The following is an 11,861-nucleotide window of genomic DNA, read 5'->3' on the forward strand; positions in this document are numbered from 1 at the left end:
TCGAATCCGGTGGAGGATCCGGGCTCATCCCCGCGTGCGCGGGGCGGATACTGCCTGACCTGGGGATCTACCGGCGGGTAACGTCGTTTTCGTTCAGTTGCATCGTGCCATCGGCCCGTCCCTGTCCGGCACGCTCGGTCCCCCACCCCAGATCGTCCTCCACCCGTCTTGTCAGCGAGGCGAACCCGCCTTGCTATCACCATAGTTGGGCCCGGCGCGTTCAGGGTCGGGATCCCACACTCCCGATCCAGGTGAGACGGCCCAGCGAACACGGACAGCGAAGCGGCGAGGCGGGTGAGTACGACGGGGGACGGCACACGCACGATCCGGCGCAGGACGACCTCAGCCCATCCCGTGCCGAACGGCCCGGGCGCACCGCACCGAAGCGGAACACGTCCCCGGCAGGGGCCGGTCGGCGGGCTCGCCGCGAACTCCTACAGGGGGCACGAAGCCGCCCGCCCGGCTGTCACCGATCACCGATCACCGGTCACCGAGGGCGCCCGGGCCGGGAATCCCATGATCATCAGGCGTGTTGCATCGTGCGTCGGCAGTACCAGCGTGAAGGGCTCTCCGTGCGCGCCATACAGATCGATCGTTTCGGCACACCCGACGTCCTCGGCATCGTCGAGGTCCCCCAACCGGAACCGAACGTCGGGGATGTACTGATTCGGACCATCGCGACCAGCATCAATCCCGTCGACGACAAGACACGGGAAGGGGCCATCGGCGACGGAACGCCGCCGCTGCCGATGATGCTCGGCTGGGAGCTCGCGGGCATCGTCGTGGACGGCGGCGGCAGCGAACTGCGGGCCGGGGAGCGCGTCATCGCGATGTCGCACCAGCTCGACTCCGGTCGAGGTACCTGGGCCGATCTGGTCGCCCTTCCCGCACACGCGGTAGCCGTCGCGCCGCAGGCGATCAGCCTGGTCGAGGCGGCCACCCTGCCACTGCCCGGGCTCACGGCCTTGCAGACCCTGGACTGGCTGGCGGTGTCCGCCGGGGAACGGCTGCTGATCGCCGGCGCCGCGGGCGCGGTCGGCGGCTTGGCGCTGCAGATCGCCCGTGCCCGAGGCGTCGAAGTGGATGCGCTGGTATCCCGAGACGCGCATGTCGACTTCGCCCGTGACCACGGCGCCGGCTTCGTCACCACCGACCACCGCGCTCTTCAAGACCGCAGCTACGACGCGGTCTTCGATACGTTCGGGGCCTTCGCCACCGAGGCCGTGGTCGACCACGGTCGGTACGCGTCGATCGCCACCCAAGCCGGCCCGGTCCCCGACCTGTCCGCACGCGGTGTTCGCACGACCATCAACCAGGTACGCGAGGACGGCGCGGGACTGGCCGAGCTCACCAAGCTCGTCGACGGTGGCTACCTGCGACCGCGCGTGCACTCCACCTTCGGGCTTCACGAGGTCCAGGCCGCACACGAACGCTTCCGCCAGGGTGGCCTGGCCGGAAAAATCACCGTGACCTTCTGAGCCACACACCCGGCGCTCCGGGCCTCGCACCGACCAGGAGGCCCGGGGGCGGCCACTTGCCCCCGAGTCGGTCCGGACGGGGACGTAGCAGACCGATCCCGAACCGCCCGGGGCGCGGCGCGTCGGGATCACCCGAAGCGCCGCGCCCCGAGGCGCGGGGGCTCAGCCCTCGACGACGCCCGAAGCGGCGACCGCGATCTTGCTCTTGGTGGCACCCGAGCTCGAGCCCAGGGCCTCGATCCGGTCGACCAGCTCCTTACCCTCGACGACCTCGCCGAAGACGACGTGCTTGTTGTCGAGCCACGAGGTGATGGCCGTGGTGATGAAGAACTGCGAACCGTTGGTGTTCGCACCGGCATTCGCCATGGACAGCAGGTACTTGCGGTCGTGCTTGAGGGTGAAGTTCTCGTCGGCGAACTTCTCGCCGTAGATGCTCTTGCCGCCCGTGCCGTTGCCGCGGGTGAAGTCGCCACCCTGAAGCATGAACTGCGGGATCACCCGGTGGAAGGGCGAGCCCGCGTAGCCGAAGCCGTGCTCGCCCGTGGCGAGCTCGCGGAAGTTCCGCGCGGTCTTCGGAACGACCTCGTCGAAGAGGGCGAAGACGATGCGGCCCGCAGGCGCGTCGTCGATGGTGATGTCGAAGTAGACGTTGCTCATGAGGCACCATCTTGCCGTACTCACCGCCACCGCCCGGTCGACGGGTCGCCGACGGCGTGCCAAGGCCGTCCGGAACGGTCCACCAAAGGCACGGCATCGTTCCGAAAAGGCCGCCCAAAATCCAACCCGGGATGCCGGTCGCCCACCCCATCTCACCCCGTCTCACCTCACCCGACACGAACCGGCCCGTACCAGGGCCGACCTGAGCAGCCCTTGCCTTCGACATGGGACGCGCTCGCCGGTGGTCGACCAAGTCACCCACTCGACGAAGGCCGGACCGGCCGGCACGCGCCACCATTGCTCGCCCGTGCCCGTGCCCGTGCCGGTACCCGTGCCCGTGATCGACGGGCGCGGCATTCGGCACGGGGTCGGAGAACGGCTGCGGACGGTGAGTGTTAGCTTCCTTCCCATGGCGGAGCACCAGGACGAGACCAGGGCGGCCTACGACGGGGTCGTCGAGCTGTACGCGTCGATGTTCGCCGATCGGCTGGAGACGCAGCCGTTCTCGCGGGCCATGATCGGCACCTTCGCCGAGCTGGTGCGCGGTACGGGGAACCTACGGGCGGCCGACGTCGGGTGCGGGCCCGGGCATCTGACGGCCATGCTGCACGACCTGGGGCTGGACGCCTTCGGGCTCGACCTCTCCCCGGCCATGGTCGACCACGCCCGGCGGGCCCAGCCGGCGCTGCGGTTCGACGAGGCGCGGATGGAGGCCCTGCCGGTCGAGGACGGCACGCTCGGCGGCGTACTGGCCCACTACTCGATGATCCACACCCCACCCCGGGAACTGCCCGCGCTGCTCGCCGAACAGGTGCGTGTCCTGGCACCGGGCGGGCTGCTCCTGGTCTCGTTCTTCGGGACCGACGGCCCCGAGCCGGTCCGGTTCGACCACAAGGTGACACCCGCCTACAGCTGGCCGGCGGACCGCCTCGCAGCGCTGCTGGCCGAGGCCGGGCTCGTCCCGTTCGCCCGCCTGCTCCACGATCCGGCCTCCGAACGAGGCTTCCTCGACGCCCACTTGCTCGCCCGCCTCCGCTAGGGCGTGTCTTCAAGCCCTAGTGCCGCACCCGGCACCAGACGAGTGGTTCCCGATGCGCTCGGTGGGTCGATCAGTGACCGGGCGACGGGCCGGCCATTCTTGTTGGCGTGCCGGCCAGTCTGCCCTGACGTGCCGGAACTAGAGTGGTCCCGTGGAATATCGAACGCTCGGCAACAGCGGACTCCTCGTCTCCGTGGTCGGACTCGGCTGCAACAACTTCGGCGGACGTCTCGACGCGGCACAGACACTGGCGGTGGTGGACGCGGCACTCGACGCCGGGGTGACGCTCTTCGACACCGCCGACATGTACGGCGGCGGGGGCGGCTCCGAGACGCTGCTCGGCCAGGCGTTGAAAGGGCGGCGTGACGAGGTCGTGCTCGCCACCAAGTTCGGCTACCAGCAGGCGGATCTGGGATACGGGCCGGCGGCCGGGGCGAAGGGCGGACGGGCCTACATCCGGCGCGCGGTCGAGGAGTCGCTGCGTCGCCTCCAGACCGACCACATCGACCTCTACCAGTTGCACACCCCCGACCCGCGCACCCCGATCGCCGAGACACTCGCCGCGCTCAGCGAGCTGGTACGCGAAGGCAAGGTTCGCTATATCGGGCACTCCAACTTCTCCGGCTGGCAGATCGCCGAGGCCGCGCACGTGGCCCGGGAGATCGGGGCCGTCCCGTTCGTCTCGGCCCAGAACGAATGGTCGCTGCTCGAACGCGGCGCGGAGCGGGAGGTGGTGCCTGCGGCGCGGCACTACGGACTCGGTGTACTGCCGTTCTACCCGCTTGCCAACGGCCTGCTGACCGGGAAGGTGCGCCGGGCCACGGGCGTGCCCGCGGGCTCGCGCCTGGCGTCGCGGCCCGAGCGGGTGACCGACGCCGGCCTCGACACGGTCGAACGCCTCGCCGCCTGGGGCGAGATGCACGGCCGGAGCGTCCTTGAGATCGGCGTGGGCGCGCTCGCCGCCCGACCCGGCTGCGGCTCGGTCATCGCCGGGGCAAGCAGCGCCGAGCAGGTACGCGCCAACGCCGCCGCCGGGCAGTGGGTGCCGACCTCCGAGGAACTGGCCGAGATCGACGCGGTCCTCGACGCGGGGCCCGCCGTGGTCTGAGCCGTTCGGGAGAATCCGGGCGCTGCGCAAGGCACGTCGGCGAAACGGGTTCCGGCTCCCCCGGTGAGGCGGCCCGTTGCCGCCCGGCGTTCGACGGGTGAAGCAACCCGCCCACCCCGCGAGCCGGTTCTCGACAGGTCGGCCCGCGGGGTGGGCGGGCGGATATTGCGTGGCGGCCGGGTGTGCGGTCGGGCAGGGTTCCGGGTGATGAACGACGAAGACGAGATGTTCTACGCCCACCCCCACTCCCTCGAAGGGCAGTTGCAACGAGGGCAGGGCCTGGGCGCCGTACGGGCCCGACCGGATCCTGCGGCGGGCGCGCCGTTCGTGTACGACGGAATTCGGCGGGATTGGACCTGGGACGGGCTCGTCGACGAACGAGCCCTGTACCTGGCGCGGTTGGTCCGAGACCTGGAACTGTCGCCGACGCGGATCGTGGAGTGGTTGTCGGGGTCCGAGGACGAGTGCTCTCGGGCCGTCGACGTGCTGGTGCTACTCGCCTTGGGCGGCTCGGACGAAGCTCGGGACGGGCTGCGCTCCTACATTCGGGAAGGCGTGCACTGGGTCCCGGTCCTGGAGTCGGTCTCGGATCGCCGGCCGGAGGCCTGGTGGGAAGACCTGGGCGAGGTCGCCCGGGCGCGGATCGGCTCGGAGCCGGAGCCGCCGTGGTGCACCGAGCCGTGGACCCGGTTCGGGATCGCGATCCAACAACCCCACCCGCGGCCGGCCCCGCACGATCTGAGCGAGCACACGGACGGCGAACTGCTCGACCTGCTGACCGGAGCCCCGCCCGACGACCGGGTCCGATTCGACGCCTTCCGCGAGCTGCGCCGCCGGGATCCGGTGGAGGAGCTGATCCCGCTCGTACCCTCACTCGTCACCCCGGACGGCCGCCTCCCCCTGGTCGGACTCCGCCGGGCCGTCGAACACCTCGGCGCCCTGGCCATTCCGGCGGCGCGCCGCTGGGCGGGCGACGAGCGCGCGTGGCTGGCCCGACTCGGTCGGGACGTCCTCGCCGACCAGCTCGTCCCCGAGGCGCTGCCGACCCTCGTGGCCGAACTCGCCGAGCAGTGGCGGACCCGCACCTGGTGTGGTCCCGAAGCCACAGCAAGGCAACTTGCCCGCTTCGGACCGGCAGCCGTCGAGGCGGCGCCGGACCTGCGCCGGCTCTGGCTGCACACCCCGCACTCCTACGAGCGGCCCGCCTAACTGGCAGCGCTGGCCGCCATCGAGGCGACCCAAGGCCTGGACCGCGCCCACACCGAGTCCCTCTGGGACTGCCAGGAGCAGGCCCGACTCCTGGCCATCGCCCACGCACCGGACAACCCCACCACCCGGGCGCGAATCGCGGAGCTGCGCGACGACCCGATGGAGGATGCCGACGTACGGTCCGCCGCCGCGGCGCGGCCGGCCACCCCTCAGTGGTCGGCGCCTTAAGCCCTTCGGGGGTTGACTACGGGATCGACTACCCGGCCGGTGAGGGGCGTGCCGGCGCGTGGACGAGCTGCCGGCGCGTGGACGAACTGCCGGCGAGGCTCGACGCCGGCGTTCAATCGCGACGCCCAGGGGATCCCAGGAACTCGACCAAGAAGGTGTGCTTTTCGCGGACCTGGGGATTCGGGTGATGCTCCGCGGCCCGCAGAAAGGGCTCCGCGTCGTCGGCGTCGACCTGGCCGCGGAACAGAAGCTGGTCGAGGATGCCGATGCCCCAGGTCTGGACGGCCGGATCGGCGTCAGCAAGGAACTCACCGACCAGCGGGAGGTCGTCAGCCGTGGCGACGACACGCAGCAACTCGACCGCGAGATGCCGACGTTCCGGATCCGGGTCGGTGCGGTAGATCTCCAGGCAGCGGGATCGAGCAGCGTCGGGCTGCAGCAGCCGCAGGACCGAACGCGCGTGTTCGGAGGCCGGGAGACCCTCGACGTACCAATCCACCGCCCCACGAATCGCCTCGTCACCCAGCAGAAAGGCGATCGCCCGGCGAGCGGTGCGCTCACCACCGGTGTTCGGATCAGCGCCGATACTGTCGGCCAGTGCCTGCCAGTCGACCGGTTCGTTGCGGCTTGCCACATATCCATGATCGCAGCGCGCCGATCTGCGCAGCAAGCGTCTCTGGTCGGCTCGGCGGTCTGCTCGGCGGTCTGCTCGGCGGTCTGCTCGGGATCTGTTCGAGGTCGCCCGCCCATCCGTAGAGTTCACCCCGCTTCGATGGATGCAGGGCCCGGTCGTTTCCCGGCAACCGAGAGCGGTGCTCTCGCCCTCAAGCTCCGGTCAGGCAAAAGGGATGCCCAGCCGGATCGACCAAGACCCGCCCTCGCTCGCCGTTGGGCTGGTACTCCGGCTTCGTCGCCCCCAACGCCAGCAACAGCGCCTCGGCCTCATCGAAATCATCGACCGCGAAATCAAGATGCACCTGCTGCGGCACGGCCTGATCGGGCCAACTCGGAGCCCGATAGCCATCAACCCGCTGAAAGCCGATAAAGAGTCCATCCTCCCGAGTGAGCCCGGCAAAGTCGCCATCAGACTTCGGATGCGGCTCAAACCCGGTGACCTGCCGATAAAACGCGGCCAACGCCTCGGGATCGGCACAGTCGAGGGTTATCGCTGCCAACTTCATCAACGGGGGCATATCCACTCCCTGACAACCACTCGCATCTCGTATGGCGCCACACCGTATTGACCATCCCCGAACCCGTGCAACCCAGTTCACCTCAACCCACATGCCGGCTGGTTGCCGCTTACGTCGACCGCCTCGACACCGGAGCGAAAATCGGAGCGATCATCGGAGCCACCCTCGATGTCGCCCTCCTCCTCTAGTGCCGGGCGCGGCACTAGAGTCGCCCGGATGACCGAACCCTCCTACCTCGCCGCCATCCGGAAGTCGTACGACACCGTCGCCGCCGACTACGCACAACTCGTCAAGCGGCCAACGGAGTTGGACCCGCTGTCCCGCGCGATGTTGGCCACGTTCGCCGAACTCACGCAGACCACCAACCTCGGCCCGGTCGCCGACCTGGGATGCGGCCCCGGCCTGATCACGGCACATCTGGCCGCCCTGGGCGTACCCGCACGCGGCATCGACCTGTCCCCGAACATGATCGAGCTCGCCCAACGGGCGTATCCGACCCTGGACTTCGCGGTCGGCTCGATGACCGAACTACCGATCCGCGACAACGAACTCGGCGGCATCCTGGCCTACTACTCGACGCACCACACCCCACCGGAGTCGCTGCCCATCCTGTACGCCGAGTTCCACCGCACCCTGGCCCCCGGAGCCCACCTCATGCTGGCCGGCCACGTCGGCAACGACGAACATGTACGCCCCACGCAGGCATACGGCGGCCATCCGGTGACCTACGAGTCCCACCTACTGCCGGCAGCCCGAATCGCCACCCTGCTGACCCGAGCCGGCCTCACCATCACCGCACAACTGATCCAGGAACCCACCCAGACAACCAAGAGAGCAGCCGCCACCTTCCTGGCCCAAAAACCCGAACGGCCGTAGGCACAGGGCTTCCTGTCCGAGTCCGTCCGGTCGAACTCGACGCTCCGTCACGGATGGGCTCGGCAGTCCTCGGGTCGGCGCTTCACTGCGGCCGTCTCTTCACTGCGGCCGTCTCTTCACTCCGGTCGTCTCTTCACTCCGGTCGTCTCTTCACTCCGGTCGTCTCTTTACTGCGGGTCGTCTCCTCGTTCCGATCCTGTGCGACGAAGAGAGCCAGCAGATCGTGCAGTTGCTGCTGTTGCCGGGTGTCGAGCACGTCGAGCAGTTCGAGCATCGCGCCGCGATACAGCTCGCCCGCCTCCTGCAGACGCCGCTCGCCCTCCTCGGTGATCATGATCTCGTACGCCCGGCGGTCGTTCGGCGTCCGTCGCCGCTTCAACAGGTCTCGGCGCTCCAGGTCGTCGACGATCCGCACCAGGGTGGACTTGTCGATGCCGAGTGCCGCGCCCAGTTCGCGCTGGCTGCGGATTTGGCCTCCCTGGACCGCGGTCAGCACGCCGGCGTGCTGTAGCTCGATGCCGGTCGGTCGGGCCGCCTGGTTGGCGCTCGCGCGGGCGAGCTGGTGGGCACGGAACATCAGCAGTCCGAGTGCGGCCGGATCAAACGGTGGAGCTTCCATGGGCGCGATGCTAGCATCCGAGAAAGTCTCATCTGAGATGGTCTCAATAGAGGGTTAATCATGCGTGTTCTGATCATCGGCGCCGGCCTGGCCGGCCCATGCCTCGCTCACGGCCTGCGCCGGCACGGCCATGACGTGCGGCTCTTCGAGCGGGATGCCGCCATCGACGCCCGCGCGCAGGGATACCGGATCCACATCAACGGCGACGGGGACGCCGCGCTGCGCGAGTGGCTGCCCGCCGAGGCGTACGAGCAGGCCGTCGCCACGTCCTGCCGGGAGGGCGGCAGCGTCAGCATGGCCGGCCCCGATCTGCGGGACGTCACCGAGATCGAGCTTCCCCCGGACGCCGCCGGCATCACGGTCGACCGGCTCACGCTGCGCCGGATCATGCTGCGCGACCTGATGGACTCGACCCGGTTCGGGGCCGGATTCTCCCGTTACGAACTACTGGACGACGGCACCGTACGAGTCTTTCTCACGGACGGCTCCACCGCCGAGGGCGACCTCCTGGTCGCCACCGACGGAGCCAATTCCGGCGTCCGGCGTCAGCTGTTGCCCGACTTCTCGGTGACCGTGCAGGACGCCCGACTGATCTACGGCCGTACGCCGCTGACCACTCGGGCGCGGGAGCTGACGCCACCGCCGGCGCTCGAAGGTTTCCTGGGTGTGGCCGGTCCGGACGGTCGCCGCCTCGCGCTGGCCGCACAGCGTTTTCGCCGCGATCCGGCGGATTTCGGGCTGCCGACGGCCGATGACTACGTCATGTGGGCGGTGACCGTCCCGGCCGGTTTCCATGGCTCGGAATTCTTCGAACTCGGCGCTGCGGAACAGTTGGAGTCGGCAGCGAAAACCCTCGCGGACTGGGACCCCTCGCTGAGCACGCTGATCCGGCTGGGGGAACTCGGGTACGTCGTGCCCACGAGCATCCAGACCTCCGAACGCCCCGAGCTGTGGTCGCCGGTACCGGTGACCCTGGTCGGTGACGCGGCACATCCGATGCCCCCGGTCGGAATCAGTGCCGGAGCCGCGATCCACGACGCAAGCCTGCTCGCCTCCCGACTGGTGTCGGGCTCACCCCTGCTCGACGCCGTCCGGTCCTACGAGACGGAAATGCTCGACTACGGCTTCGCCGCGGTCGCCACCGCCACCCGGAACCATGCAGGTGACTACGAGTAGGTCCGGTTCCGAGCCCGCCCGCAGAGCCCGGCCGAGCAGGTCGTTAGGGTGGAAAGTCCCCATGAGGGAGGTTCGAGTCGTGTCCGTCGTCGACCACACGTGGAGCATCGGGGAACTCGCCGAGTACGCGGGTGTCACCGTCAAGACCGTGCGCTTCTACTCGGATCGGGGGCTCCTGCCCGAGGCCGCCCGCAGTGCCGGCGGCCATCGGCGCTACGGCCCCGAGGCGCTCGATCGACTTCGGCTGATCCGCTCGCTGCGTGCCCTCGACCTGCCGGTACCCGACGTCGGCCGGGCCCTCGACCAAGCCGGCGCGCTGGAGGACATCCTCGCCGCGCAGTTGCGCGAAGTCGGCTCGCGGCTGGCCGCGTTGCGTTGGCGGGAGGCCGCGTTGCAGCTGCTCCGAGACTGCGCGCCCGAAGAGCGCGCGGAGCGGCTGCGGCTGCTCGGCGCAGTGTCCGCGCCCGCCCCGCCGACCACCGCCGAGTTGGCGCGTTTCTGGCGGCGTTGGCTGCCTCCGCGGCTCCCGGCCCGGCTGGTGTCGACCATCGTCGAACACTCGGTTCCGCAACCTCCGAGCGACCCGACGCCCGCCCAGGTACTGGCGTTCGCCCGCCTGCACGCGTTCACCACCGGCCCCTGCCCGGGCCCCGCGTACTCCCGACCGGAGGGGCGCCGGCCGGACGCCGACGGTCGCCCGGCCGTGCTGTACGACGGCCTGCTCCAGGCGCACGCGCTCGCCGCGCCGGAGCTTCGGGCGCAGCGCCCACCGCGTGCGGGCGAGGCGCTCGACTGCTTCGTCGCCGCCTTCGCCGACTCGCGCGACACCGCCGATACGCCCGCCTTCCGCCGACAGCTCAGCGCCCAACTGGCCACGGAGGTCCGGATCGACCGCTATTGGCAGCTCGCCGCCGAACTCACCGACCCGGCCCAGCCGACTCCCGGCGCGGCCCACGACTGGCTCGCCACCGCGCTCAGCACCCAGGTGGCCGACGAAGTCGCGGCGTAGGCGGGCCGTTCGCAGCCACACCACGCCGCACCGCACCACACACCACCCGGCGGCGTACCGACGAAGCGGGGATCCTCGTCGGCACGCCGCTCGCGCAGGTCCGGCTGTCGTCACGCCGCGCGATGGTGGTCGCGCCGGCGCGGACTCGACGGTCCCGCGCGGTCGAACGCCCGGCCGCCTCGTCGTTCGACGAAGCGTCCGCGCGAAGTACCGGGACATACCTGACACCCGACATACGTGAGGCGCATGAGACGCGCGAAGCACGCGAAGCATGCGAAGTGCGCGAAGCACCCGAAGTGCGTTCGAAAGAGCGCGCGTACCGTCACCGGGCGGTCCGATCAAATGGCCCCTGCGCATCCGATCCCTCGCCAAGCGCCGTGGTACGCGCGCCACTTCCGCTCCCCACCCCCGTCCGGCAGCTTCGCCCGAGCTACCGTCGGGTGGTCTTCGCCAACCGTTCGCGTGACCGGTTTGCGCTTCGCATATCCTCGCGACAACCGCCGGTACAACGGAATCCCAGATATCTGGGGGGTTTTACGGAACCTCCGGCACGACCCGCGGACGCACCAACCCCGTCTCATAGGCCAGAATCACCAACTGTGCCCGGTCCCGCGCACCGGTCTTCGACAACAACCGGCTCACATGGGTGCGCGCCGTCGCGGGACTGAGGTACAGCCGGGCCGCGATCTCGTCGTTGGACAACCCGCGCGCCACCAGCGTCAACACCTCCCGCTCGCGCGCCGTCACGCCGAGCAGCGTGCGTGCCGGACCGACCGCAGGCTCCGCCCGCCGGGCGAACTCGGCGATCAGCCGCCGGGTCACACTCGGCGCCAGCAGCGCATCACCCGCCGCCACCACCCGAATCGCCGCCAGCAGGTCCTGCGCCGGCGTGTCCTTGAGCAGGAAGCCGCTCGCGCCCGCGCGCAGCGCCGCGTACACGTACTCGTCCAGGTCGAACGTGGTCAGGATGAGCACCCGTACCGACGCGCAGGCCGGGTCGGTGGTGATCCGTCGGGTGGCCTCGATGCCGTCGAGGCCCGGCATCCGAATGTCCATCAGCACCACGTCCGGCAGCTCGGCCGCGCTCAGCCGCACCGCCTCCGCACCGTCGGCGGCCCCGTCGACGCACACCATGCCGGGCGCCACGTCCACGAACGCGCGCAGCGTGGTCCGCAACAGCGTCTGATCCTCGGCGACCAACACCCTTATCTCGTCGCCCACTTCCCCGTCCGCTTCCGCGCTTGCCCGCCCGTCCGCTTCCCCGCTTGC

The 11,861-nt window shown here is 70.0% G+C and carries 12 protein-coding genes; 7 read left to right on the forward strand and 5 right to left on the reverse strand.

Annotated elements, in window-relative coordinates; all coding sequences use genetic code 11:
• The first annotated feature begins 572 nt into the window (after window positions 1–572).
• Window positions 573–1,478: an NADP-dependent oxidoreductase gene (locus ABIA38_RS07245; RefSeq protein WP_424637609.1), complete on the forward strand. Its 906-nt coding sequence runs from the start codon at window positions 573–575 to the stop codon at window positions 1,476–1,478.
• 162 nt (window positions 1,479–1,640) lie between these two features.
• Here ABIA38_RS07245 and ABIA38_RS07250 read toward each other — a convergent pair whose 3' ends face one another.
• Window positions 1,641–2,135 (reverse strand): peptidylprolyl isomerase, encoded by a 495-nt coding sequence (locus ABIA38_RS07250; protein WP_424637610.1) that lies wholly within the window; start codon window positions 2,133–2,135, stop codon window positions 1,641–1,643.
• A gap of 409 nt (window positions 2,136–2,544) precedes the next feature.
• Here ABIA38_RS07250 and ABIA38_RS07255 point away from each other — a divergent pair, with 409 nt between their 5' ends.
• From ABIA38_RS07255 to ABIA38_RS07265, 3 genes are all read left to right on the forward strand, one after another.
• Window positions 2,545–3,174, forward strand: coding sequence for a class I SAM-dependent methyltransferase (locus ABIA38_RS07255; protein WP_424637611.1), 630 nt, complete (start codon window positions 2,545–2,547; stop codon window positions 3,172–3,174).
• A 151-nt stretch (window positions 3,175–3,325) separates the two neighbouring features.
• Entirely contained in the window at window positions 3,326–4,282 is a 957-nt protein-coding gene (locus ABIA38_RS07260) for an aldo/keto reductase (RefSeq protein WP_424637612.1), read from the forward strand.
• Window positions 4,283–4,489: 207 nt separating this feature from the next.
• The gene (locus tag ABIA38_RS07265; RefSeq protein WP_424637613.1) at window positions 4,490–5,491 is read left to right on the forward strand and encodes a hypothetical protein; all 1,002 of its coding nucleotides are present in this window, start codon (window positions 4,490–4,492) and stop codon (window positions 5,489–5,491) included.
• A 340-nt stretch (window positions 5,492–5,831) separates the two neighbouring features.
• Here ABIA38_RS07265 and ABIA38_RS07270 read toward each other — a convergent pair whose 3' ends face one another.
• Both ABIA38_RS07270 and ABIA38_RS07275 read right to left on the reverse strand, forming a co-directional pair.
• On the reverse strand, window positions 5,832–6,353 hold the full coding sequence (locus tag ABIA38_RS07270) for a HEAT repeat domain-containing protein (RefSeq protein WP_424637614.1): 522 nt from the start codon (window positions 6,351–6,353) through the stop codon (window positions 5,832–5,834).
• Window positions 6,354–6,543: 190 nt separating this feature from the next.
• Window positions 6,544–6,912, reverse strand: coding sequence for a VOC family protein (locus ABIA38_RS07275; protein WP_424637615.1), 369 nt, complete (start codon window positions 6,910–6,912; stop codon window positions 6,544–6,546).
• A gap of 216 nt (window positions 6,913–7,128) precedes the next feature.
• Here ABIA38_RS07275 and ABIA38_RS07280 point away from each other — a divergent pair, with 216 nt between their 5' ends.
• A complete protein-coding gene (locus ABIA38_RS07280; protein WP_424637616.1) occupies window positions 7,129–7,788 on the forward strand; it encodes a class I SAM-dependent methyltransferase in 660 nt (219 codons plus the stop codon).
• Between the two features lie 133 nt (window positions 7,789–7,921).
• Here ABIA38_RS07280 and ABIA38_RS07285 read toward each other — a convergent pair whose 3' ends face one another.
• On the reverse strand, window positions 7,922–8,407 hold the full coding sequence (locus ABIA38_RS07285; RefSeq protein ID WP_424637617.1) for a MarR family winged helix-turn-helix transcriptional regulator: 486 nt from the start codon (window positions 8,405–8,407) through the stop codon (window positions 7,922–7,924).
• Between the two features lie 60 nt (window positions 8,408–8,467).
• On the opposite strand from ABIA38_RS07285, the gene ABIA38_RS07290 reads away from it, so the two are divergent.
• Complete coding sequence (locus tag ABIA38_RS07290; protein WP_424637618.1) at window positions 8,468–9,583, forward strand: FAD-dependent oxidoreductase; 1,116 nt, start codon at window positions 8,468–8,470, stop codon at window positions 9,581–9,583.
• Window positions 9,584–9,644: 61 nt separating this feature from the next.
• Window positions 9,645–10,592: a MerR family transcriptional regulator gene (locus ABIA38_RS07295; RefSeq protein ID WP_424637619.1), complete on the forward strand. Its 948-nt coding sequence runs from the start codon at window positions 9,645–9,647 to the stop codon at window positions 10,590–10,592.
• 534 nt (window positions 10,593–11,126) lie between these two features.
• Here ABIA38_RS07295 and ABIA38_RS07300 read toward each other — a convergent pair.
• Window positions 11,127–11,813: a response regulator gene (locus ABIA38_RS07300; RefSeq protein ID WP_424637620.1), complete on the reverse strand. Its 687-nt coding sequence runs from the start codon at window positions 11,811–11,813 to the stop codon at window positions 11,127–11,129.
• Window positions 11,814–11,861: the final 48 nt, after the last annotated feature.

Origin of the sequence: Embleya sp. AB8 (genome assembly GCF_049739465.1) — a bacterium.
Lineage (GTDB): Bacteria > Actinomycetota > Actinomycetes > Streptomycetales > Streptomycetaceae > Embleya.